The sequence below is a fragment of the Alteromonas sp. ABV4_150 genome, assembly GCF_056311745.1.
The window spans coordinates 2,408,935-2,434,389 of the sequence record NZ_CM149971.1 but is presented as its reverse complement, the minus strand read 5'-3'; the positions used below and the strand labels follow the sequence as shown (position 1 = coordinate 2,434,389).

Annotated in this window: 16 protein-coding genes, 2 tRNA genes and 3 rRNA genes; 11 read left to right on the top strand and 10 right to left on the bottom strand. The window is 43.8% G+C overall.

All coding sequences use genetic code 11. From position 1 onward, the window contains the following. Window positions 1-144: 144 nt before the first annotated feature. The 3 genes from ACYX4M_RS10645 to ACYX4M_RS10635 are packed head-to-tail and all read left to right on the top strand — an operon-like array spanning window position 145 to window position 2,401. Window positions 145-510, top strand: a complete 366-nt coding sequence (locus tag ACYX4M_RS10645) for a response regulator (protein ID WP_476080080.1) — start codon at window positions 145-147, stop codon at window positions 508-510. Further along, window positions 507-1,091: a chemotaxis protein CheX gene (locus tag ACYX4M_RS10640; RefSeq protein ID WP_476080079.1), complete on the top strand. Its 585-nt coding sequence runs from the start codon at window positions 507-509 to the stop codon at window positions 1,089-1,091. Before ACYX4M_RS10645 ends, ACYX4M_RS10640 begins: the two co-directional genes overlap by 4 nt. Continuing rightward, complete coding sequence (locus ACYX4M_RS10635; RefSeq protein ID WP_476080078.1) at window positions 1,091-2,401, top strand: sensor histidine kinase; 1,311 nt, start codon at window positions 1,091-1,093, stop codon at window positions 2,399-2,401. The genes ACYX4M_RS10640 and ACYX4M_RS10635 overlap by 1 nt, the downstream gene beginning before the upstream one ends. A 65-nt stretch (window positions 2,402-2,466) precedes the next feature. Here ACYX4M_RS10635 and ACYX4M_RS10630 read toward each other — a convergent pair whose 3' ends face one another. Further along, window positions 2,467-3,498: an MBL fold metallo-hydrolase gene (locus ACYX4M_RS10630; RefSeq protein ID WP_476082868.1), complete on the bottom strand. Its 1,032-nt coding sequence runs from the start codon at window positions 3,496-3,498 to the stop codon at window positions 2,467-2,469. Between the two features lie 436 nt (window positions 3,499-3,934). On the opposite strand from ACYX4M_RS10630, the gene ACYX4M_RS10625 reads away from it, so the two are divergent. From ACYX4M_RS10625 to ACYX4M_RS10615, 3 genes are all read left to right on the top strand, one after another. Continuing rightward, the gene (locus ACYX4M_RS10625; protein ID WP_476080077.1) at window positions 3,935-6,304 is read left to right on the top strand and encodes a DNA polymerase II; all 2,370 of its coding nucleotides are present in this window, start codon (window positions 3,935-3,937) and stop codon (window positions 6,302-6,304) included. Between the two features lie 256 nt (window positions 6,305-6,560). Further along, window positions 6,561-7,139 (top strand): EF-hand domain-containing protein, encoded by a 579-nt coding sequence (locus tag ACYX4M_RS10620; protein WP_476080076.1) that lies wholly within the window; start codon window positions 6,561-6,563, stop codon window positions 7,137-7,139. 357 nt (window positions 7,140-7,496) lie between these two features. Further along, a complete protein-coding gene (locus ACYX4M_RS10615) occupies window positions 7,497-9,233 on the top strand; it encodes an AMP-binding protein (RefSeq protein ID WP_476080075.1) in 1,737 nt (578 codons plus the stop codon). Between the two features lie 247 nt (window positions 9,234-9,480). Here ACYX4M_RS10615 and rrf read toward each other — a convergent pair. The 5 genes from rrf to ACYX4M_RS10590 form a co-directional block, all read right to left on the bottom strand. Continuing rightward, window positions 9,481-9,596 (bottom strand): 5S ribosomal RNA (rrf, locus tag ACYX4M_RS10610). Window positions 9,597-9,720: 124 nt separating this feature from the next. Next, window positions 9,721-12,596 (bottom strand): 23S ribosomal RNA (locus tag ACYX4M_RS10605). A gap of 349 nt (window positions 12,597-12,945) precedes the next feature. Continuing rightward, window positions 12,946-13,022 (bottom strand) — tRNA-Ile (locus tag ACYX4M_RS10600). A gap of 46 nt (window positions 13,023-13,068) precedes the next feature. Then, window positions 13,069-13,144 (bottom strand) — tRNA-Ala (locus tag ACYX4M_RS10595). Between the two features lie 78 nt (window positions 13,145-13,222). Next, window positions 13,223-14,755, bottom strand: a 16S ribosomal RNA gene (locus tag ACYX4M_RS10590). The 16S, 23S and 5S rRNA genes sit together here with 2 tRNA genes alongside, the layout of an rRNA operon. A 493-nt stretch (window positions 14,756-15,248) precedes the next feature. On the opposite strand from ACYX4M_RS10590, the gene ACYX4M_RS10585 reads away from it, so the two are divergent. Beyond that, window positions 15,249-15,713 carry an RNA recognition motif domain-containing protein gene (locus ACYX4M_RS10585; protein WP_269918397.1) on the top strand — a complete coding sequence of 155 codons (465 nt, stop codon included), beginning with the start codon at window positions 15,249-15,251 and terminating at the stop codon, window positions 15,711-15,713. Window positions 15,714-15,789: 76 nt separating this feature from the next. On the opposite strand, the gene ACYX4M_RS10580 is transcribed toward ACYX4M_RS10585, so the two are convergent. After that, window positions 15,790-17,106 (bottom strand): DUF5610 domain-containing protein, encoded by a 1,317-nt coding sequence (locus ACYX4M_RS10580; RefSeq protein WP_476080074.1) that lies wholly within the window; start codon window positions 17,104-17,106, stop codon window positions 15,790-15,792. Window positions 17,107-17,296: 190 nt separating this feature from the next. Here ACYX4M_RS10580 and trmA point away from each other — a divergent pair, with 190 nt between their 5' ends. Then, complete coding sequence (gene trmA, locus ACYX4M_RS10575) at window positions 17,297-18,394, top strand: tRNA (uridine(54)-C5)-methyltransferase TrmA (RefSeq protein WP_476080073.1); 1,098 nt, start codon at window positions 17,297-17,299, stop codon at window positions 18,392-18,394. A gap of 78 nt (window positions 18,395-18,472) precedes the next feature. Here the strand turns inward: trmA and fabR are convergent, their stop codons facing one another. Then, a complete protein-coding gene (gene fabR / locus ACYX4M_RS10570; protein WP_269918394.1) occupies window positions 18,473-19,066 on the bottom strand; it encodes an HTH-type transcriptional repressor FabR in 594 nt (197 codons plus the stop codon). Between the two features lie 339 nt (window positions 19,067-19,405). On the opposite strand from fabR, the gene ACYX4M_RS10565 reads away from it, so the two are divergent. Beyond that, a complete protein-coding gene (locus tag ACYX4M_RS10565; protein ID WP_476080072.1) occupies window positions 19,406-20,533 on the top strand; it encodes an acyl-CoA desaturase in 1,128 nt (375 codons plus the stop codon). Window positions 20,534-20,716: 183 nt separating this feature from the next. Then, the gene (gene sthA / locus ACYX4M_RS10560) at window positions 20,717-22,138 is read left to right on the top strand and encodes a Si-specific NAD(P)(+) transhydrogenase (RefSeq protein ID WP_476080071.1); all 1,422 of its coding nucleotides are present in this window, start codon (window positions 20,717-20,719) and stop codon (window positions 22,136-22,138) included. A gap of 54 nt (window positions 22,139-22,192) precedes the next feature. On the opposite strand, the gene ACYX4M_RS10555 is transcribed toward sthA, so the two are convergent. After that, entirely contained in the window at window positions 22,193-22,498 is a 306-nt protein-coding gene (locus tag ACYX4M_RS10555) for a hypothetical protein (RefSeq protein ID WP_025254039.1), read from the bottom strand. A gap of 113 nt (window positions 22,499-22,611) precedes the next feature. On the opposite strand from ACYX4M_RS10555, the gene ACYX4M_RS10550 reads away from it, so the two are divergent. After that, on the top strand, window positions 22,612-23,190 hold the full coding sequence (locus ACYX4M_RS10550) for a uracil-DNA glycosylase family protein (RefSeq protein ID WP_476080070.1): 579 nt from the start codon (window positions 22,612-22,614) through the stop codon (window positions 23,188-23,190). On the opposite strand, the gene ACYX4M_RS10545 is transcribed toward ACYX4M_RS10550, so the two are convergent. Continuing rightward, a complete protein-coding gene (locus tag ACYX4M_RS10545; RefSeq protein ID WP_476080069.1) occupies window positions 23,187-25,412 on the bottom strand; it encodes a bifunctional diguanylate cyclase/phosphodiesterase in 2,226 nt (741 codons plus the stop codon). The two genes, ACYX4M_RS10550 and ACYX4M_RS10545, sit on opposite strands and share 4 nt — an antisense overlap. Window positions 25,413-25,455: the final 43 nt, after the last annotated feature.

Sequence of the window (25,455 nt, the reverse complement as noted above, 5' to 3'; positions counted from 1 at the left end):
CCTTTGTCATATACTCTAATCACTCAATAAACAGATAGAGCACACTACAACAATAATTTTCGTAGGTATTGTTGCAGTAACGCAAAAGTTGCACATACTTTATCAAGAAGGCATTACGTTAAATGCCGCTCAAGGAGGCTGTAAATGTCACTTTCTGTACTAGTTGCTGATGATTCTAAGTTGTCGAGGCGCAGTGTTATACGCTCCCTCCCCCAAGACTTGGAGTACGACATAACCGAGGCAACAAACGGGCAAGAAGCGATTAGTGCACTTTCTGAGAGCGATTTTGCACTCGTTCTCTTAGACCTTACCATGCCAGAAGTGGATGGCGTTGGCGTGCTGGAGTTTTTACATGCAAGATCCAATATGCCAAACGTAATTGTAATAAGCGCTGATTTTCAGCCTGAAAAACAAAAAATTGTGATGTCTTTAGGCGCAAAGCGTTTTCTTCGCAAACCTTTAGACAAAGAAGAATTAGCAATGGCACTGTTTGAGTTGGGGTATTTATGAGCATTGTACTACCACTGGATGAAGAGCAAAGAGATGCCCTTCAAGAGCTGCTTAATATTTCAATGGGGCAAGCTGCAAATTCCCTCGCTCAACTTATAGAAACAAAAATCGATATTTCTATTCCTAAAATTTCAGCCGTCACGCCTACTCAGCTCTACAGTCTTCTGTTTGAAACTGAAGATGCTTTCTATACTCGTCAGTCTTTTTTAGGCGACGTTCATGGTGAAGTCATGTCTGTGCTATCACGGGCAGGTTTAAGTGAAGTCGCAACTTTGATGGATTACGACGAACCGTTAAGCAAGGAAGATATTCAAGAAATCATTTTGGAGCTTTGCAATATTTTAGCGGGCGCGTGTTTAGCTGGCCTTTCTGATCAGTTAGAGCTTACTACCAACTTAAACATGCCTACTTTGTTTTTGCCTGATAAAGCAAACTTTGACGAGCTCAAGTGGCAGCATAGCTTGGTAATGGAAGTACAGTTCGTTATTGCAATTTCCTCTTTTAGCATGCGTGTTGTATTTTGTTTAGATGATGAGTCTCTTGCTCGCATGAAAGACACATTGGATGAGTTACTCGCATAATGTTTGAACAACTGGTAGGTAAGTTACCTGTCGGAATTGGTGTGGTCGATGAAAACTTTAACGTCGTTTATCTAAACGACTTTTTTTTAGACAGACTCCCCCACAAAATGCGCGAGTGTTATAAAGACACGCCCGTGGTTGAATTGTTTCAAGGGCAAGGTAAGTTCCTCAAGCGAAGACTAAAATCAGTATTTGTATTGCAGCATCCAAGCTTTAGCTATTGGGAGCAAAGGCCTCATATATTTCCATTTAAAAGCTCTCGGCCTATAACGGGCGAAGAAACGCAGATGTACCAAAATATGGAAATCTTGCCCATTAAAGATAAAAAAACTGGGCAACGTTTGGCCTGCATATTTCTGCAAGATGTAACCGCCCAAGCAAGTTATTTCAGAGCCCAACAAAAACTTTCCGAAGCTCTAAAAAAAGAACACGAGGCGCAGCGAAAGCTGATTCGTAAACTCGATACTGCCCAAAGCCAGCTAATCCAAGCCGAAAAGATGGCTTCCACCGGGCAACTCGCAGCAGGTATAGCCCATGAAATTAACAACCCTATTGGCTTTGTAAATGCCAACCTCAATACATTAGATCAATACGCATCGCACCTTCTTGCGATTTGTGACGGTGTTAAAGGGCAAATTGAGCTCTTCAATGACGAGCTTAAGGAACAGGTAGACGCCTTATTTGAATCGAATCACTATGACCTACTGAAAGACGATATCACGGAGCTAATTGCAGAGTCTACTGAAGGGCTTACACGGGTAAAAGACATTGTCGAAAACCTTAAAAACTTCTCATTAGAAACTGCCGAAGGTATGCAGACTGTAGATATTTGCGCCATATGTGATCAGCTCATCACGCTCATTTCGGCCCAATACAGCGCCCCCCAATATAAAATCGACTGTGAGAAAGAAAAAGTGGAGGTTATGGGAAATCCAGGGCCATTGAAACAGGCGCTGATGAACGTAATGATTAACGCCGCACAAGCGATAGACGGTAAGGGCTTCATAAAGCTCACTGTAATTGATGCTGCTCAATCAGTAACGATTAAAATACTGGACTCAGGTTGCGGTATCCCAGCCAAACACTTAAAACGCATTTTCGAGCCTTTTTTCACCACCAAACCCGAGGGGCAAGGTCAAGGACTGGGCCTTTCCGTAGCTTACACAGCCATAGAACAACACCATGGTAAAATATCTGTTAGCAGTAAAGAAGCAAAAGGAACTGTCGTAGAAATTACGATACCTAAAGCCCCAGCCGCGCCAGCGCCTTCAAGCGAAGAAAATGAAACGGAAGACTCTCAGACAGTTTAGACACTCATTGTTAGAAAATGACAAAAAACTATTAACACCTTAAGATATCGGGCTATCAGTCTTATTTAGCTCGCTAGCTTACTCGCTTCACACGCCTTAAATATATACACACCTTCCTCATTAAGTGTTCGCGAAATACACCCTTCATTTAACAGGTAATTAAGGTGAGACAAACACTCGGCCACCGCGAACACCATGTTACGGCTTGAAAGCTTGCGCTTAAACATAACTGGTAATAGTTCCACTACCGTTCGAGGCTTCTCACAAGCATCTAATAAGGCTCTAAGGTGCTCGTGGTGATGTGCAATGAGCGTGTCTACTCGCTCGTGAAGACCAATAAAGGGAAGCTTATGTGCGGGTAATACTGTTGTATTTTGCGGCAAACTTTTAAATTGGGGCAACGTATCTAGGTAATCAGCTAAAGTATTAGCGTCAGGCTCCGTTGAATAGGCGCCAATATTGGGTGTAATGATGGGTAGAATGTGATCACCAGAAATAAGAATATTTTTCTTTTCATTGTAAAGGCAGGCGTGTTCAGGAGAATGGCCGCGACCAACCATAACTTTCCATTCATTGTCGCCAAGCGATAACGTCATACCATGTTTTAAACGGGTGTAACTTATAGGAATTGGGGACACAACACTGCTGTACCCGTTACCCTCGCCTGACGTCAGCTTTGTAATCATTGATTCATCAAGCCCTACCCGTCGGTAATATAATGCATCCCTCTCATTAGTGGCACCGTTTCTACCTGCTGCGAAGGCTCGCGCAGTGAAATATTCAGTTTGGGTCATATAAAAGGGTACGTCACACGTATCAGCAATCCAACCTGCTAACCCTACATGATCAGGGTGTAAGTGCGTAACAATAACGCCAACGATCGGCTCGTCTAGTTGTTCAAATATACCCTTCCAAAGGGATTTGGTGGTGGACGTTCCGATGCCAGTATCAATCACTACCCAGCCGTCTTCACCACGAATCAAATACAGATTAATATGATCAAGCTCAAAGGGAAGAGGCATAGTTAGCCAAAGTACGCCTTCGGCTACTTCAATTACCTCGCCCGACTCTACCTGTTTGTCGAATAGATACTCCATATCGCCCTCACTTTTTATAACCTGCACCTTTTCATATTCGCTGAGTCGTTCCACTGTTCCCAATGGCTGTTGAAATAGCTTTGGTACGACTGGCTTGTATCGAAAAAGATTTACTCGATAATGCTTATGCGTAAGCCCAGAACTATGTTGTTCGTTTGATACCTTGGTTTTAATGCAAGATAATTAGCACAAGTCTCGTTCTAACTCGCTCTGCTTACAAAAACAAACATATCTGTCGAATAGAGATCTATAGGAGCCGGTGATAACAAACGCTATACTATGGTCTTCGGTCCTTATAGCACACGTATTTTGTTAACTTTTGTGCCTTGCACTGAATACGGAAGTTCATGGTTATTAAAATTTAAGTAGTGTCGACGCCCGTAGGACTCTCCTAATAAATTGACACTTTAAAAAAGCGGTTAGTAAAAACAAATTCATGCCAGCCCCAGTAATACAGCAAGGGTTCATTCTCAACAAAAGTACGTTTACCCAGCGTGGTAAAGTATATGTTGAACTGTGGGTCAAAACCGCCAACAACAGCGCTAGATTAATATCGTCTCCTCAAAACCCCACTTGCTTCGTGTCCCTTGACCAATCTGCAGCATTGAACGACATTGCAGCTCGCATTCCAGCTAAGATCATAATTTCAGAAGATGGTTTTTACACACTAGAACAAGTTCCTGTGGCTACGGTCAAGACCGCCACCGAATCGCACATGCATCAGCTTCGTCAACGCGCCCAAGAGCACAGTATTGTATTGTATGAAGCTGATATTCGCGTAGCCGATCGCTATTTGATGGAGCGCTTTGTATATGGCGCAGTGGAGTTTGTTGCTCCACAAGTTGTCGATGATACGTCACAAATTGTTATAGAGAATGCGCAGATAAGGCCCTGCCATTTCAGACCTTCTTTTACATCATTAAGTATAGATATTGAGTGTAATGAGCACGAGGAGCTGTTCAGCATTGCACTAGCAGGCAAAGAAAAAAGTGTAGTGATACTTGTTTGTCCACCAAGCTTTATTGGACAGACATTAAAGGAGCAAGAAGACAGTCCATACACGCTCATTACGGTAAGCTCTGAAAAAGAACTGCTTGAGGCCTTTTTTTCACACCTTACCTCCTACGACCCAGACATTATTTTGGGTTGGAACGTTAAGCAGTTTGATATGGCTGTGCTGGGCCGCCGTGCTAAGGCCAATTCGCTTAATTATGCTATAGGCCGCCATGGCCGAGAGGCTTCAGTAAGACAGTGGGAAGATCAAACGATCGTTGATGTACCTGGTCGGTGCGTGATTGATGGTATTGAAGCGCTTAAAACCATGACCTATCAATTTGAATCCTTTTCTCTTGACCACGTATCCGAAGAACTGCTCAGCGAAAATAAGCTTATTCAAGCGACCGACAAGCTTGAAGCCATTAAGCGTCTTTATCACGATGACCCCATTGCACTTGCTAACTACAACTTTAAAGACACCGAGCTGGTAAACCGCATTCAGGACAAAACCCAGTTTATTGATTTTTTAGCATTACGCAGCATTCTTACGGGTTTAGATATGAGTCGCCCCGGTGGTTCGGTAGCGGCGTTTTTAAATGTTTATTTGCCTAAGCTACACCGCAAGTATTATGTTGCTGGAGTAAGACCTGAAAATGGCGGTTTAGCTAGTCCGGGTGGTTATGTCATGCGCTCCCAACCTGGCCTGTACAAAGATGTTTTAGTACTCGATTTTAAAAGCCTATACCCTTCTATAATTCGAACGTTCAAAATAGACCCGCTGGGGCTTGCCGAAGGCCTTAAGTCTCCTGGCACCGCTATAGAAGGCTTCAAGGGTGCAGTTTTTAGCCGTGAATCACATTTTCTACCTTCTATTATTGAAAACCTATGGCTTCAGCGCGACGAAGCCAAAAAACAGAAAGATGCGCCACGCTCTCAAGCGATTAAGATATTGATGAACTCCTTCTATGGAGTACTTGGTAGCGGAGGCTGTCCTTTCTACGACCCTCGTCTAGCGAGTTCAATTACTTTGCGTGGGCATGAGATCATGCAAACTACCGCTAGTTGGATTGAGGAGCTAGGCTATACAGTCATTTACGGTGATACCGATTCAACCTTTGTGCATGTAGAAGGAAATACTTCTCTCGGTACGCCTTCTGAAACCGGTCGCGAGCTTGCAAAAATTATTAATCAGAAGTGGGCTGAGTTACTTAAGCTTCAGTTCGACATTGACTGCCATTTGGAGATTGAGTTTGAATCTCATTTTTCTACCTTCTTTATGCCAACAATTCGTGGCTCTTCTGAAGGCAGTAAGAAGCGCTACGCAGGGATGAAAGACGGTGAGCTTGTCTTTAAAGGCCTAGAGAACGTGCGTTCAGATTGGACAGTGCTTGCTAAAGTGTTCCAATACGAACTATACAAAAGAGTTTTTACCAATGAACCTGTAAAACAGTACATCAACAAAACCCTAAACGCAGTAAAAGCGGGAAAGATGGATGACGAGTTAGTGTATAAAAAGCGACTCAGAAAACCACTTTCTTCGTACGTAAAGTCTCTTCCCCCTCACGTAAAAGCGGCGAGACGGGCCGACAAGTTATTTGAAGAAAAGGGATTGCCACTTCGCTACCAATCTAATACTTCCATAGCCTATGTAATTACTGTTCAAGGGCCACAAACAGTAGAAACTATCTCTGCGCCGCTTGACTATGACCATTATATCGAGAAACAGATAAAACCCATTGCGGATAGTATTTTGCCAATGATATCCCTTAGCTTTGAACGCATAGCTAACACCCAACTTTCCTTATTTTAATTACGTTCATCTGTATGAAGATCTTTCAGGCTTCGTTACAAATTAACAAAAGCATTCCAGCCTCGATCTTTTCTCCTATTAAGTTATTATTCGCATTTTCAATATCTTACCTCTTTGGCACGACAAGTGAATAAAGTATCTGTGAGTAACTAAATAGGTTTGTGCGAAGGTTTAACTTCAATCAACATGCGTTCAATTTAGTGATTAGGGCAATTGATAGCCCGTGTTCGCAAACAGAAACAGAAGGAATTTGATTATGAAGATCACAAAGTTAAGTATGATTACTAGTGCCGTTGTTGCCGCTACACTTTCTGCATCAGCACTCGCAGGTCACCATGAAGAAAAAATTTCTAAGAGCTTTAATGCGCTCGACCAAGACGGTAATGGCTACATCGTAGGCTCAGAGTCATCAGGTATTATCGACAGCAAGTTAGTGTCAAAGATGGATACCGACGGTGACAGCATGATTAGCCGCGCAGAGTTCAACACATTTGTTGATGAAAAACCATCTATGTTCAGTGACGAGGTTATCACTCAAGTTCAAACAGCAGGTACTACAGACGCTGTGCTAACTGAAGAAGGCAATCCAGCACTTTTTTCTAAAGCTGATAATGAAATGATTTCAGAAAAGAATAAAGAGTTGCGCACTGAGATGTCTGCAACGGCCAATACTAAGTTCACTAAAATCGACAAGGATAGCGATGGTAAAATCAGTGAGAAGGAACTAGAAATGGCCGACGTTGAAGGCGACTTTGATTCAATGGATGAAGATGGTGATTCGTACATAACCCGTATGGAATACCGTACCTATTTTGAAGAGATTGAATCAGAATAGTTAAACTAAGTAATTCATAGTATTCCCAACTATGTAGCCCCGCTTAAAGTGCGGGGCTTTTTTATTTTCTTTCTCGACATATAGCCCACGTAACTCCTTAATTAGCCCCATTTAGAAAAAGTCCTGCGACGAAACGTCAATATTACTCGTTGAACAACACCATATACGACTAACATCTTGTCGACAAAACTCATTTGCAACAATATTGTTAATAATGATTAAATATTTTGTAATGCAATTACGTGATATGTAATCAGCACAATATTCGTAATTGTGTATTTCACTTAAGAATACTTAATAGTGGCTATCATAAATTACATTTAAATCAGATGCGTACGCGCATGGAGGCAAGGAATAATGGAATCAAATAAACAGTCAAACACTGTATTTCCACTTCAAAAAAGTGAGTTTAGAGGTCCTAGTAATGCCGATCTCACATCACTCACAATTGGTCAATATTTCAAAAAGGTTGTCGACAATTATAGTGATAACCCTGCAATCATCGTAAAACATCAAGATGTTCACTGGACTTATCAGCAATACTGGCATGAAGTAGAACGTGTGGCTTATGGTTTACTTGCCAATGGTGTGGAGCCCGGTGATCGAGTTGGGATATGGTCCCCCAATAACATCGAATGGTCACTGGTACAAATGGCCACGGCCCGGATTGGCGCGATTATGGTGTGTCTCAACCCCGCTTATCGTCCTGATGAATTGGCCTTTGCTATCAACAATGTTGGGGTAAAGCATTTAGTGATGGCGCAGTCTTTTAAGCAATCAAATTACGTCGCCATGCTGAAAGAACTTGCACCTGAAATAGACAGCCAAGATAAGAACACACCAAAACGTCCTCTAACGCTTGCTAAGCTGCCTTCACTTAAATATGTATACACTATTGGCGATAAGCCTGTAGAAGGATTAGAGGCTTTTTCTGCATTGCAAATAGAACCAACGGAAGCGCTTCAATCTAAATTGGAGGCCGTTGAATCGAAACTTAGCGCAGACGACAACATCAATATCCAGTTTACTTCCGGAACGACGGGAAATCCGAAAGGCGCAACGTTAACGCACGGAAACATTCTAAATAACGGGTTATTAGTATCACAAGCAATGAGATTCACACACAAAGACAAACTTTGTATTCCAGTACCGCTCTACCACTGCTTTGGAATGGTATTGGGAAACTTAGTTTGCTTAGCATCAGGAGCATGCGCAGTATTCCCTGGAGAGTCATTCGACCCTGAGACAACGCTGCGTACAGTAGCAGAAGAAAAGTGTACTGCATTACATGGGGTTCCTACTATGTTTATTGCTGAGCTCGAGCTTCCTAACTTTAGAAGCTTCGATTTGTCTTCACTAAGAACAGGTGTAATGGCGGGTAGTACGTGCCCAGAGGAACTTATGCGTAAGGTTCATAGTGAATTTCATATGAAAGAGGTAGTTATAGGGTACGGGCAAACTGAGTGTAGTCCTATTAATCACATTACCGACATCACCTCTCCATTCGAGAAACAGGTTAAAACAGTCGGCCGAGCTATGCCTCATACCGAAGTGAAAATTATCGACGCACAAGGCAGCACTGTTCCAATCGGAGAGCCAGGTGAGATTTGCGCGAGAGGCTACTGTGTGATGAAAGGGTACTGGGGTGACGAAGCCAAAACAAAGGCTACTATAGACAATGAAAACTGGCTTCATTCAGGCGACCTTGGAGAAATGGATGAAGAAGGCTATGTCACTATTGTTGGTAGAATAAAGGACATGATAATTCGTGGCGGCGAAAACATTTATCCAAGAGAAATCGAAGAGGTGCTGTACCAACATGACGATGTATCTGACGCTGCTGTATTTGGCATACCCGATAACAAATATGGCGAGCAAGTGTGCCTTTGGCTCAAAGCAAAAGACAATCGGCGGGTAGATGAAGAGCAAATACGAGACTACTTAAAATCAAAACTAGCCTACTTTAAAGTGCCTAAATACATCAGTGTTGTAAAAGAGTACCCCATGACAGTAACAGGAAAGCTTCAGAAGTTTAAAATGCGTGAACACATGATAGAAACTCTGAAGAAACAAGCCCTACAAACCGAAGCCTAACCCCTACAAATAGTGGGGGCACAGTAGATTTGTATATCTCTAAAAAATGGGGTCAGAGTACTTTATTACTTTAAACATCAGAACATAGTTATTCCATTATTCCCCAGTGCCGCTAAATCAAAGAAATGTACTCTGACCCCATTTTGGTGTTTTGCTGGGGGAATGGGGATTAATGTACTCTGACCCCATCATTTTTCTTTCTTCCAAACGCAAAAAACCCGCCGTTAGGCGGGTTCTTCTTAATGGGACCTGGCAGTGTCCTACTCTCACATGGGGAAACCCCACACTACCATCGGCGCTAATACGTTTCACTTCTGAGTTCGGAATGGAGTCAGGTGGTACCGTATCGCTATGGCTGCCAGGAAAAACTGGTAACAATTTGGGAAAGATAATATTAATTCAATCAGTGAGTAACTGCTTTTTACTCTTACTTGCTTACTTTAGCTTGTCTACAACACTCAGAAGTCCAAAGCTTCTTGGGCGTTGTATGGTTAAGCCTCTCGGGCAATTAGTACAGGTTAGCTTAACGCCTTACAACGCTTCCACACCCTGCCTATCAACGTCATCGTCTATAACAACCCTTCCAGAACTTAAAGTTCAGGGATGACTCATCTTTGGGCCGGCTTCCCGCTTAGATGCTTTCAGCGGTTATCCGTTCCGAACATAGCTACCGGGCAATGCGATTGGCATCACAACCCGAACACCAGCGGTTCGTCCACTCCGGTCCTCTCGTACTAGGAGCAGCTCCCATCAATCATCCAACGCCCACACCAGATAGGGACCGAACTGTCTCACGACGTTCTAAACCCAGCTCGCGTACCACTTTAAATGGCGAACAGCCATACCCTTGGGACCGACTTCAGCCCCAGGATGTGATGAGCCGACATCGAGGTGCCAAACACCGCCGTCGATATGAACTCTTGGGCGGTATCAGCCTGTTATCCCCGGAGTACCTTTTATCCGTTGAGCGATGGCCCTTCCATACAGAACCACCGGATCACTATGACCTACTTTCGTACCTGCTCGACGTGTCTGTCTCGCAGTTAAGCTAGCTTATGCCATTGCACTAACCTCACGATGTCCGACCGTGATTAGCTAACCTTCGTGCTCCTCCGTTACTATTTGGGAGGAGACCGCCCCAGTCAAACTACCCACCAGACACTGTCCACAATCCCGATAAGGGACCAATGTTAGAACATCAAACATACAAGGGTGGTATTTCAAGGACGGCTCCACACAATCTAGCGACTGTGCTTCAAAGCCTCCCACCTATCCTACACATGTAGGTTCAATGTTCAGTGCCAAGCTGTAGTAAAGGTTCACGGGGTCTTTCCGTCTAGGTGCGGGTACACAGCATCTTCACTGCGATTTCAATTTCACTGAGTCTCGGGTGGAGACAGCGTGGCCATGGTTACACCATTCGTGCAGGTCGGAACTTACCCGACAAGGAATTTCGCTACCTTAGGACCGTTATAGTTACGGCCGCCGTTTACCGGGGCTTCGATCAAGAGCTTCGTCCGAAAACTAACCCCATCAATTAACCTTCCGGCACCGGGCAGGTGTCACACCCTATACGTCCTCTTACGAGTTTGCAGAGTGCTGTGTTTTTAATAAACAGTCCCAGCCACCTGGTCACTGCGGCCTCCATTTGCTTACCACGCGAAGTGTTCACAAACAGAGGCGTACCTTCTCCCGAAGTTACGGTACAATTTTGCCGAGTTCCTTCACCCGAGTTCTCTCAAGCGCCTTAGTATTCTCTACCTGACCACCTGTGTCGGTTTGGGGTACGGTTCATATAATCATAAGTTTAGAAGCTTTTCCTGGAAGCAGGGCATCAACAACTTCACTCCCTTGGGAGCTCGTCTCGTGTCTCGGCCTTGAAAACCCGGATTTACCTAAGTCTTCAGCCTACGCACTTTCACTTGGACAACCAACGCCAAGCTTGCCTAGCCTTCTCCGTCCCTCCATCACTGATTATATAAGTACGGGAATATTAACCCGTTTCCCATCGACTACGCATTTCTGCCTCGCCTTAGGGGCCGACTTACCCTGCCCTGATTAGCATGGGACAGGAAACCTTGGTCTTCCGGCGTGGGAGTTTTTCACTCCCATTATCGTTACTCATGTCAGCATTCGCACTTGTGATATGTCCAGCAAGCTTTACAACTCACCTTCATCCACTTACACAACGCTCCCCTACCCAGCATGTAAACATGCTGCCGCAGCTTCGGTATATTGCTTAGCCCCGTTACATCTTCCGCGCAGGCCGACTCGACTAGTGAGCTATTACGCTTTCTTTAAAGGGTGGCTGCTTCTAAGCCAACCTCCTAGCTGTCTATGCCTTCCCACATCGTTTCCCACTTAGCAATATTTTGGGACCTTAGCTGGCGGTCTGGGTTGTTTCCCTCTCCACGACGGACGTTAGCACCCGCCGTGTGTCTCCCGGATAGTTCTCATTGGTATTCGGAGTTTGCAAAGGGTTGGTAAGTCGGGATGACCCCCTAGCCTTAACAGTGCTCTACCCCCAATGGAATTCGTCCGAGGCTCTACCTAAATAGATTTCGGGGAGAACCAGCTATCTCCCGGTTTGATTGGCCTTTCACCCCCAGCCACAAGTCATCCCCTGACTTTTCAACGTCAGTGGGTTCGGTCCTCCAGTTGATGTTACTCAACCTTCAACCTGCTCATGGCTAGATCACCGGGTTTCGGGTCTATACCTAGCAACTAAACGCGCAGTTAACACTCGCTTTCGCTACGGCTCCGCTATTCGCTTAACCTTGCTACTAAATATAAGTCGCTGACCCATTATACAAAAGGTACGCAGTCACCCCGAAGGGCTCCCACTGCTTGTACGTATACGGTTTCAGGTTCTATTTCACTCCCCTCACAGGGGTTCTTTTCGCCTTTCCCTCACGGTACTGGTTCACTATCGGTCAGTTAGGAGTATTTAGCCTTGGAGGATGGTCCCCCCATATTCAGTCAAGATAACACGTGTCCCGACCTACTCGATTTCACTGTAAAGATTGCGTCGTGTACAGGGCTATCACCTTGTATCGCTCCTCTTCCCAAAGGATTCCACTACATCCAATACAGCTTAAGGGCTGTTCCCCGTTCGCTCGCCGCTACTAGGGGAATCTCAATTGATTTCTTTTCCTAAGGGTACTTAGATGTTTCAGTTCCCCTCGTTCGCCTCGTTACGCTATGTATTCACGTAACGATACCTATAAATAGGTGGGTTTCCCCATTCGGACATCTGTGGCTCAAATGCATTTTGTCGGCTCACCACAGCTTTTCGCAGACTTACACGTCCTTCATCGCCTCTAACTGCCAAGGCATCCACCGTATACGCTTCGTCACTTAACCATACAACCCCAAACAGCCTTTTGACTTCTGTCTAAGTTATGTCGCATGAATGACAAGCTAATCGGAAGAATTGCCTTGCTATCAATAAATTGATAACAAGCAATTCAGTCAAGTAGAGTAAAAAGTTCATCTTTCGATTTCTCAGTTACTCAATTTTGATTGATTACTATTAATATCAGCTTTCCAAATTGTTAAAGAACATTCGATGTTTCCTGCAGAAGCAGTACTTTCATCTTTAGAGTAAAAAACCCTAATCAATGCTTACTGAAACAGTAAATATTCATTAGGATTTCGGGTCCAACGTGACACGTTTCTACCTTTGTTACCTTCCTTTTTTAAAGCAAGGAAATGGTAGGCTTGGGCAGACTTGAACTGCCGACCTCACCCTTATCAGGGGTGCGCTCTAACCAGCTGAGCTACAAGCCTTCAGTATACTGCACTTAAACGTTGTTCAAGCTCAGATTCAAGTAGATGGTGGAGCTAAGCAGGATCGAACTGCTGACCTCCTGAATGCAAATCAGGCGCTCTCCCAGCTGAGCTATAGCCCCATAAACTTGTGTCGTTCTTCATTTTAAACAAGACTATCTGTGTAGGCACTGCATCAAGTGCGTCTATCGACGTAATGGTAAGGAGGTGATCCAACCCCAGGTTCCCCTAGGGTTACCTTGTTACGACTTCACCCCAGTCATGAAACACAAAGTGGTAATCGTCCTCCCGAAGGTTAGACTAACTACTTCTTTTGCATCCCACTCCCATGGTGTGACGGGCGGTGTGTACAAGGCCCGGGAACGTATTCACCGCAGTATTCTGACCTGCGATTACTAGCGATTCCGACTTCATGGAGTCGAGTTGCAGACTCCAATCCGGACTACGACATTCTTTAAGGGGTCCGCTCCACATCACTGTCTCGCTTCCCTCTGTAAATGCCATTGTAGCACGTGTGTAGCCCTACACGTAAGGGCCATGATGACTTGACGTCGTCCCCACCTTCCTCCGGTTTGTCACCGGCAGTCTCCTTAGAGTGCCCAACTTAAGGCTGGCAACTAAGGACAAGGGTTGCGCTCGTTGCGGGACTTAACCCAACATCTCACGACACGAGCTGACGACAGCCATGCAGCACCTGTGTCTGAGTTCCCGAAGGCACGAAACTATCTCTAGTAACTTCTCAGCATGTCAAGTGTAGGTAAGGTTCTTCGCGTTGCATCGAATTAAACCACATGCTCCACCGCTTGTGCGGGCCCCCGTCAATTCATTTGAGTTTTAACCTTGCGGCCGTACTCCCCAGGCGGTCTACTTAGCGCGTTAGCTTCGCTACTCACGACTTAAAGTCACAAACAGCTAGTAGACAGCGTTTACGGTGTGGACTACCAGGGTATCTAATCCTGTTCGCTACCCACACTTTCGCACATGAGCGTCAGTCTTTGGCCAGGGAGTCGCCTTCGCCACTGATGTTCCTCCAGATATCTACGCATTTCACCGCTACACCTGGAATTCCACTCCCCTCTCCAAGACTCTAGTCTGCCAGTTCTAAATGACCATCCCAGGTTGAGCCCGGGGCTTTCACATCTAGCTTAACAAACCGCCTGCGTGCGCTTTACGCCCAGTAATTCCGATTAACGCTCGCACCCTCCGTATTACCGCGGCTGCTGGCACGGAGTTAGCCGGTGCTTCTTCTGTTGTTAACGTCACGGCTAGCAGGTATTAACTACTAACTTTTCCTCACAACTGAAAGTGCTTTACAACCCGAAGGCCTTCTTCACACACGCGGCATGGCTGCATCAGGGTTTCCCCCATTGTGCAATATTCCCCACTGCTGCCTCCCGTAGGAGTCTGGGCCGTGTCTCAGTCCCAGTGTGGCTGATCTTCCTCTCAGAACAGCTAGAGATCGTTGCCTTGGTAAGCCTTTACCTTACCAACTAGCTAATCTCACTTGGGCCTCTCTTTGCGCCGGAGCCTAAGCCCCGTTTGGTCCGTAGACATTATGCGGTATTAGCAGTCGTTTCCAACTGTTATCCCCCTCGCAAAGGCAAGTTCCCAAGCATTACTCACCCGTCCGCCACTCGTCATCTTCTAGCAAGCTAGAAATGTTACCGTTCGACTTGCATGTGTTAGGCCTGCCGCCAGCGTTCAATCTGAGCCATGATCAAACTCTTCAATTAAATATATCGAAATATGAATCGTCGTTGTGACACTCTTAACGAGTGCCCACACAGATTGTCTTGTCTAAATTGTTAAAGAACGTTGCGACTTCGTCGCAATTCACTAGAAGCTGCTGCCGCTTCTTAGTGACTCACCCTGTTCGAGTGAGGTGCGCATTTTACATCGTTTATTTTCGATGTCAACCATGTTTTTAAACTTTTTATTTGTTTGAAAACTTGGTTTCGCACTCGATTCAAAGTTGACTTTGTTTTTCTCGAAGCCCTCTCAGAACGTGGAGCGCATTATAGATACCTCTTGAGAAAGATCAACACTTAAATTGGATTTTTTTGCATTTTAAGACACTTTTGATGTTAACCGCTCATTTCTACATCATTTCTATGGGTTCAATGCATCTTTAGACTAGTTTTTTCACATTTTATTGTTCAAATTGTTACAAATGAGTAAACTATATACAGCCTCCAACACCATAATAAACAATAGAAAGGTAGGTATATGAAAGTAGGCTTTATTCAATGCGCTGTAATTAGCGCTATTTTTGCAATTGCAGGGTATTTGTTATTTTCTTCTGCTAGTTTAAACGTCCATGTTCCACTTACCGTATCGGCAGCTCTGCTGATAAGCGGTATCGTCACTCCTTGGCTAGCGTCTCTTATTCAAAGTCCATCTTCCTCAGATGCCAGAGCACACACCAATAACGGATCAGTCGAGACTTTATATGTGGGTAACTTACCCTATAGAGCGAACGAGAATGCAGTAAAGGAATACTTCAGTAGCTTTATCGAAGTACAATCAGTTCGTTTGATGAAGGATCGCAAAACCGGGAAAAGAAAAGGTTACGGTTTTATTGAGGTTGTCACTGATGATCTAAGTAGTGTTATCGATAAAACTAACGACTCCATCTTCCAGGAACGAACATTAAAAGTACGCCCTGCAAAAGACAAAGTCGAACACGCGTAATTTTTAATTCGTAGCTTTTAGTCATGTAAAAAGACCCGGTAAGCTTGCGCTTCCGGGCTTTTTATTATCTCAGGCTTTAGCTCTCGCTGGTTTCAGCCGATTGAGGAAGGCCTTCTAATAAGGTTTGGTTAAACGAACGAAATCTATTTATAGCGGATATAAGGTCAGGAACTTGAACATCTTCCATCTCGTTTATAATGCCAGCTATTAACGCATTGTAGTCTTCACTACTTTCTAACTTACTTTCTGCGTTAGCAAAGGTATCCATCATCTTCTCTAGATATTGAGCGATTGGACTAACCACATTACCGTACTTCGCGTTGTCGCTTTTATCTTCGTTATAGTGCTGAATATTTTCGTATGTCTTTAGCACTTCTGTTTGTGTTGTTCTATTTAGTTGTAGTGCGTAACCAACCAACTCTTTATCATCAAAGCCTAAACTCAGTGCTTCTTCAAATGCCTTGTCGATATCACCACTATAGAAGGTGTCGGCTAGATCCTGCACTTGCCCAACTAAATCAGCTATCGATTCCAACTCATCTTCATCAAGTTCTCCTTTCAATGAAAAACTTATGCCGCTTCTTTCATAATATTGATAAGAGGTTTGTTGAGAATAGCTTGCCGAAAAACCACTTTCACTTTGCTCACCACTACCGTCAGATTGCTCTTGAGATGCCTGAGCTTGAAAATTAAGTTGCTGAGAAGCCTGGAAAGAACGCAGGCTTTCAAAACTAAAGCTCACTTCATCACCATCTTTAGTTCGAATCAACAAACTACCGCTTTTTTCGTCCGATGCTGCAACAGCTTCCAACGAAGACAGCTGGACAGCATTAGGCTGCTGTCGTCCAAAGATATCGGTTTCTAGATCATCAATACCCGTATCAATAAGATCCCGGCTTTTCGTTATACCTTGCTCAATCTCATCATTCATAAACCCAGCGAGATCTTTTTCTGCCATTGCGAAACCTCGGCTTACTCCATCTCTTGCTTGGCTAAAGAGCCCGGCAAGCTTTTCTTCGCTGGCACCTCCATCAGCTGCGCCGCGAATAACACTGCCTACGAACTTAAGTACATTTCGGGCTACTTTTTCAAAATCGAATAAGCCGTTTGACTTTTCTTCAAGATTTTTCTCTTTGGTTTCTTGTGGTTTTTGCCCATCTATTTCCAACGCTTGATTAATATTGCTACTTACCACGCGCAAGCCGATACTCGTTTGGCTACTTGAAACAGATACTGAAGCCGCTTGTTGCTTCGAGAACTCAGCGGCTTGCTGCAATCCATCTTGCTGCAACTGCTTTTTAAGCGCTTCATTCGGGTGAACCGTTGCCTTTTGATCCGCTTTCTGATCAACCTTTTGGTCTCCCATAAAAGCTTTTATTTGACCCACGTTCATAATTTGATCCTCACTATCCTCATTCTTATTATCGGCAAAGAATCAATATTGTTTAATTTTAATACAGTATTTTTTTCTAAAAGCTATTTAGGTAATCACGCTAATTAATAATGAAGAAGTCGGGAGCGCTTGTTGCAGTTATTTTTTAAGGGACTACAATTCGCGACCTCAACAATGAATGGAGAATTTTATGACCACCACTGAACAACAACGCTATCAAGATCAGTTAGACGAAAAAGTTAATCGTCTCGGTGCGTTGCTTTCTCCATTCAATGCCCCAGAGCTTTCAGTGTTCCCATCTCAGCCAACGCACTATCGTATGCGTGCGGAGTTTAGAGTATGGCATGAGGGTGATGACTTATTTCACATAATGTTTAATCAGGAAACAAAAGAAAAATATCGTGTGGATAGCTTTCCTCCTGCGTGTAAAGCAATAAACGTTGCAATGGAACTTCTGCTTGAAGAAGTAAGACCAAACGAAACTCTAAGAAAAAAGTTATTTCAAATCGACTACCTTTCTGCACTGTCTGGCGAACTTGTTATAAGCCTTTTATACCATCGTCAATTAGATGAAGAATGGCAAGTGGCTGCAAAAGCATTACAAGCAACACTTGAGACTCACTTTCCCAAAGTAAACATCATCGGTCGCGCTAGAAAACAAAAACTCATTATCGACAACGATTTTGTGATTGAGCGTTTGCCTGTAAACGGTAGAGAATTCGTTTTCAAACATATAGAAAACAGTTTTACCCAGCCTAACGCTGAAGTGAACTGTAAAATGATTGAATGGGCTCTAGATTGTGTAAAGCCGCTTTCGGGCGATTTACTGGAAATGTATTGTGGTGCCGGCAACTTTTCACTTCCGTTAGCCCTTCACTTTGATAATGTAGTGGGTACCGAAATAGCTAAACCTTCGGTGCAGGCTGCTCAGTTTAACATTGAGCAAAATCAGCTTAATAATGTGAAGATCGTAAGACTCGCCGCTGAAGAATTCACTCAAGCTATGAAAGGTGAACGTACGTTTAGTCGCTTAGAAGGCATAGATTTAAGTACTTACAATTTCACCACTGTATTGGTCGACCCTCCAAGAGCCGGATTAGATGAAGATTCACTTAGAATGATTCAGGATTACGATAATATTGTATACATCTCATGTAACCCCGAAACTTTGGCGCAGAACCTTGAGCTTTTGAGCGAAACTCATAACGTGGCGCAGTCTGCGCTTTTCGATCAATTCCCATTCACTCATCATATTGAGGCTGGGGTTCTTCTTACACGCAAAAGCTAATTTGCGTGTAAGTAAGGAAAAAGCTCACACTGAAATATAATTTGGAAGAACACTTTATACTGTAAATTCTTTTCCGCGCTAGGCTTTTTGCGTAGCGCCCACTTGAACAAAGCGAAGTTGCGCTTTCACTCTTTCGCCGATTTCACTTCTAAGCTTATCATCTGCTTCTAATGCTTCAGCTCCGGCACTAAAGACCAGTCTTACCATTGCATCGGCTTGTAACTGGGCGCAGGCGTATTCCACGCCTTGCTGTTCGATAATGTAGTCAGTAAGTTCATCAATGAAATGTTGAATTTCTCTGAATACTGCAAGTCGGTAAGCCGACGACGTACCGGTATGCTCTCGCAGTAATAATCGAAATACATTTGTATTGGCCGCGATGAACTCCATGAAGGTTTCAACAGAGGTATGGATGACGCCGCCGCCTGAAGCTATGCGCCTTCTAGCCTGACGCATAAGCTGGCGAAGCGCTAAACCCGCTTCGTCCACCAGCGTTAAACCCAACTCGTCCATATCTTTAAAGTGTCGATAAAAAGACGTGGGAGCAATACCGGCCTCTCGGGCAACTTCACGCAAGCTAATTGCCGATAGACTGCGATTTTCGTCTAGCAATGAAAATGCAGCATGAATAATATTTTGGCGGGTTTTTAGTTTCTGTTCTTGTCGGCTCACGTTCGCACCCTGTGTTCATTAACTTTTAATGGTCTGATGATTTTTAGTTTTAGAGACTATTCTCAACGTCATCTGAATAACCATTAACGCAATCGAACCTCGTACATCAAAGACTAGCACGCCTAGTTTATCGCAACACGTACTAGTGGGGGAAGAGAAACAAAATCATCTCTTTTATAAACAAGGGTTAAGCATTAATTCGTATATTTTCTCTGCGATTTGGCCTCCCTCGGCTATAATTAAACTTTACACATGTAAGCAGAACTAATCAGAGTTTTGCTTGCCTGAAGCCTCGTAAAAAGATAAATTAGCGAACAGTTGTAAGCCAAGTTGTATAAAATGAAAAAACCTCCTCTTATCCTTACTAATGTGCTGGTATTTATAATATCAGGCGCAATTGCATTTATAGGTGTGCCGCTTTGGGTGGCATATCAGGGTATCGATTGGACAGAAATCGGTACCGCTATATTCCTATTCTATTTCACCGGTATGTCGATAACTGCTGGGTATCATCGCTTGTGGTCACATAAAACCTACGATGCCAACATTGTAGTTCGTGTCGTATTAGCGATTGGTGGTGCCATGGCCCTGCAAAATAGTATATTGCATTGGTCGTCAGATCATCGCGTTCACCATCGCCATGTAGATGACAACGACAAAGACCCCTACTCTGCAAAGAAAGGGCTTTGGTTTGCGCACATCGGCTGGATGTTACGGGAGTATCAAGCTAAGCGTTACGATGATTACAGCAACTGTAAAGATCTACAAAAAGATAGCGTTGTAATGTGGCAGCACAAATACTACTTGCCTATCGTACTCGCTGCTAACTTCGGTATCACTGGTCTGCTGGGTTATCTGAACGGCGACGTTATGGGCATGATCTTGGTGGCCGGCGTTTTGCGATTGGTGCTAGTACACCATGTTACCTTCTTCATTAACTCACTTGCTCACTTCTGGGGTAGTCAGCCTTATACAGATAAGAATACGGCACGTGATAATGGCGTTTTAGCATTCTTTACTTTCGGTGAGGGTTATCACAACTACCACCATATATTTGAGTACGACTACCGCAATGGCATTCGTTGGTACCAGTTTGATCCTACCAAATGGCTAATTAAAGGGCTCTCTTATGTAGGTTTAACGTCGAATCTTCGCAAAGTACCTGAAGAGCGCATCGAAAAAGCCTTGGCGGCCATGCAGCTTCAAAGGGCAAGTGAAAAAGTATCGTTACTGCCGAATGCGGAAGAAATGATGCACACTATTCAAGAAGAGTACGACCTGCTCATGCAGCGAATGAGTGAATATTACGCAACGAAAAAGCGCGTTATGCGAGTTAAGAAGCGTACATTAAAACGCAGCATTGAAGGGTTAGAGCTTGCTTATAAATATAAAGAGATGAAGCACGCCTTTGCAGTGCAGAAAGAGAAATGGACGCAGCTGCAAAGCCTGTCATTACAAATGGCGTAGTATTACGCGTTCATCTACATCATACGTTTCAAACAAAAACCACATAAGTATATGCTTATGTGGTTTTTTTTATTCTATAGTAGGATAGGGTCGTTATACTAAAACTAGACTCACTTATTTTGTATTGCGGATCACTTGTTTGATCAGCCGCGTAATACGAAGATAACAAAAGGGGAAAGCAAGATGGCAACGAAGCAAAAAACTAAAGCTCCGTCTTATCATTACGACGCGATAGTTGTAGGCACTGGCCCTGGTGGAGAGGGTGTTGCTATGCAGCTTGCCAAGGCTGGAAAAAAAGTGGCTGTTGTAGAACGCTATGAGGCAGTTGGCGGTGGCTGTACTCATTGGGGAACCATTCCATCTAAAGCACTTCGTCATTCTGTCAGTCGTCTTATTGAATACAATACGTCTCCACTGTTTGCCGACAACCACTTAAGTAAAAGCCTTACGTTTTCCGACATTATGAGCCATGCTAGTGGTGTAGTGAAAAGCCAAACTCGCCTGCGTTCTTCTTTTTATGATAGAAACCGAGTTACGCTCTTTCACGGTGAAGCCAGCTTTGTCGATGCGCATACGTTAGAGATAACCCGAAAAGATGGCTCGAAAGATACCGTCACAGCAGGTCAAATTGCCATTGCAACAGGTTCTCGCCCCTATTGCCCTAAAGATATCGATTTTAATCACCCGCGTATTTATAACTCTGACACCATCTTATCTTTAGATCACGATCCTAAGTCCATCATAATTTATGGTGCAGGTGTAATCGGGTCGGAATATGCCAGTATCTTTAGAGGCTTGGGCGTAAAAGTCGATCTAGTTAATATGCGAGATCGTTTACTGTCATTCTTAGATGACGAGATCTCTGATGCGCTAAGTTACCACTTATGGAACAACGGTGTACTTATTCGTCACAACGAAACCTACTCTTCTGTCGAGGCTACCGATGAATCAGTGATTTTAAATCTAGAGTCAGGCAAGCGCATGCGGGCTGATTGCTTATTGTTTGCCAACGGGCGTACGGGCAACACAGATACCCTGAAACTTGAGAATATTGGTTTAAAAGCTGATGGTAGAGGCCAACTCAAGGTTAACGAAAGTTATCAAACTGAAGTAGATAACGTATTTGCTGTTGGCGATGTGATTGGTTACCCAAGTTTGGCATCTGCAGCATATAACCAAGGTCGATTTGCCGCTGAAGCCATGCTCGGCATCAATACACATTCAGCGTTAGTAGAGGATATTCCGTCTGGTATCTATACTATTCCGGAAATTAGTTCAGTAGGTAAGACAGAACAAGAACTTACCGCAGCCAAAGTACCTTATGAGGTGGGAAGAGCCCAATTCAAGCATTTGGCCAGAGCGCAGATTGCATCAACGCAAACGGGTAGCCTTAAAATTCTATTTCACCGGGAAACGAAAGAAATACTGGGCATTCACTGCTTTGGTGAACGTGCCTCTGAAATTGTTCATATCGGCCAAGCCATCATGCAGCAAAAAGGCGAAGGCAACACGATCGACTATTTCGTCAACACCACATTTAACTATCCGACCATGGCTGAAGCCTATCGAGTTGCTGCCATCAACGGACTAAATAGGATTTTTTAACAGATACAAAAAAGCCGGCGAAATCGTCGCCGGCTTATATGCGTTAACTAATAATTAGTTACGGTTCGCAGCAAGCGCGTTAAGCGAGTCTTTATGTGCTACGATGTCGATGTGCATATTTTCTTGATCGAATGTCATTGTTGCAATGGCGTAGTCACCCTGACTTTCGCTTGCAATGTCGATCAGCTTTGCTTGTGCATCACGGAAACGAATGTTATTGCCGATTTGATCTGACATACATTGGTTATTCATTTCGAATGTTTTCGCATCCATGCAATCGAAAAGCTGGTTCTCACCAGATTCCGCATGCGCAATACCAAAGGCTGCTGATAGAGCTAATGTTAGTACTACTTTACGCATGTTTCTTCTCCTGTGTTACAGTCTAATACTGTAGTATTAAAGATACTGTATATACATTCGATAGTCAAATTTAGATCACACTAATATGACAGAAGTATGACAAAGAGAAATAATTGGAGAAAATTTTGAAAGGCCACGATGCGTTGGTGACCAAAACAAAGAATTGCACAATATGCGCGCCTCACCTACCTCACAAACCTAACCCCATTTTTAATACTTCACCATCGACAAAAATTCTTATTATTGGGCAAGCGCCAGGGCTTAAAGCTCACGAAAGAAGTATTGCGTTTAACGATCCCAGCGGAGATCGCTTGCGAGAATGGCTGGCTGTATCTAAAGAAACTTTTTATAACCCGCGCTTAATCTCTGTACTGCCCATGGGGTTTTGCTTTCCAGGGTATAAAAACGGTGCTGATGCCCCGCCCAGAAAAGAGTGTGCACCGACTTGGCACGATGCTTTTCTCACTTACTTAAAACCGAAAGTCACGCTTTACGTAGGCCGTTACTCGCAGCAGTATTATCTGCCCCAGTACAAAACTTTAACTGAAGCAGTAGGCGCGCCGACAAATACACACTTCGTTTTACCTCACCCGTCTGGTAGGAATAACAGGTGGCTTGCTAAAAACCCTTGGTTCGAGCTGACTATACTTCCCAAATTGCAGCGTACTATTTTTTCAGCTTTATCTGATTAGTCGTGCGATTCAAGAAACGTTAGAAGTGCTTCAAATGGCATGGGCTTGGCGTATAAATAACCTTGGGCCTCATCACAACCTAGTTTAATCATATAGCTTGCTTGCTCTCTTTTTTCCACGCCCTCGGCAATGGTCAGTAAGCCCAGCTTGTTTCCTAAGGTTACTATGGTTTCCGCAAGTACAGCATTGGCCCCTGGCTTGATGTCTTTAACGAAAGAACGATCGACTTTCAAACGGTCTAAAGGAAGCTGCTGCAAATAGCTCATGGACGAAAAACCGGTCCCAAAGTCATCAATAGCGATTTTAACACCAAACTCTTTCAACACACGCAAAGCATCTATCACAATTTGCGGCTCGTCCATTACAACACTTTCAGTTATTTCAAGCTCTAACAGGCTGGGTTCACAGTTAGCTTTTGACAGCGCATGTTTAACTTTTTCAACAAATAATCTATCGCGAAACTGAGGAATAGATATGTTTACAGCGACTCTTAGGTGCCCATAACCCTTTTCCTTTAGCTCTTGTAATCGGCGACATGACTCTTCGAGTACCCATTCACCAATATCAACAATAAGACCAGAGTATTCAGCAAGGGGGACAAAAACAGCTGGAGAGATATAACCACCCTCTCCATCTGGCCAGCGAAGCAGGCCTTCCATACCTACTACTTTTTCATTGAGCAAATCAACTTGGGGCTGAAACCATAGCTCTAGCTTTCTAGCCGCAAAGTCGTTCCTCAGTTGGCGGATCATATCCAAACGCCATGTGGTCTGATCCTCAATATCTTTAGCGTAATACTCAAAGTTATCCGTCAGTTTTTTCTTAGCGCGGTTTAACGCAATATTAGAGCGCTTTAAAATCTCGATACCAATATGGCGTTTATTGTCTAATTTGCAAAATCCGACTGTTACATTCACAGGTAGCGTGTGGTCACCAACTTTAAAAGAAGACTGGAACAGTGCGTTTATAGCTTCTGGACAGACTAGCTCATCGGGACCGATAAGACCAAAAACATCAGCTCCGATACGTCCTTTCTTAACTCGTCCGTCAAACGACGTTTGAAAGCGCTCGCTAATTGCACGCAACAACTCGTTGCCAACTTCTTGTCCTAGCCCATCATTAACATCGGAAAAATGATTAACATCGATAAGCGCAACACTAAAATTTTCTCCAGCAAACAAGTGAGGCTTGTCTAGCATGTTAATAAATTCATTGCGGTTTGGTAATCGAGTTAACCAATCTCTGAACGCTGCATTTCTTAGTTCATGAAAGAGATTGACGTTTTCATAACCCACCGAAATGCTGGATAAAAATACTTCTAAAAGGTTTTTATCCAGTTCACTTATTTCGTGAGTTTGCCTGACGTATACAGCAGCTTCGAACCCTGCGCGGTTAATATAAAGCACAGAACAGGTTGGCTCAAATATGTGCTTTTTAAGCCGTAAACAACGGTTTATATTTTCTTCAATTTCAATGTTGTTAACGTCTACAACTGGGTGATTGATAAATTTCGCATATTCACCCGCGGCACCGAGGACATATACTTGTTCGTCGTCTTGGTCTAAAAGGGAGCCGGCTCGGGCACACAACAGCCCTTCAGAGTCGAGACCTATAAGAGAACTAATTTGCGTGACAACACCTTCGCAAAACTCTTTGACCGAATGCTCTTCAAACAAATTAGCCGAAGAGGTGATTATCTTTTCTAAACCAGCGCGACTTTGACTTATAGTTATAATTTGCTGGTAAGAGCGTAGCGAAGAGATAATGGTCGTAAGTAGCTTGGAGCGCGTAAGTTCAGTTTTCGTTTTGTAGTCGTTAATATCGTAAACTTTAATGACTTGCTCTTCAGGTGCATAACCTGGCTGCCCTGTACGCAAAATGATACGGGGCTCGTTCAGTTTCATGTCTTCACGAATATATTTAACGACATCAAAGCCGGCATCGTCGGTTTCCATAACAACATCAAGCAAAATGATAGCGATACTGTTACCGAATTCATGAAGCTTTTCTTTTGCCTGTTTTGCAGAATAGGCGTGAATGAAGTTTAATTTGCGATCGTTTACGGTGAGATCAGATAGCGCCAGACGTGTTACCGTATGAATTTCTTCATCATCATCGACTATAAGAATGTTCCAGTCTTTGCCCAGTAATACAGGCTCTGCAACTGAATCATCATCATCTAAAAAAATTAACTCGTCGTTATCGTAATCCATTGCCGACATTACCGCTCATTTCCCCGATACATAGAAACCAAGAATACATCAC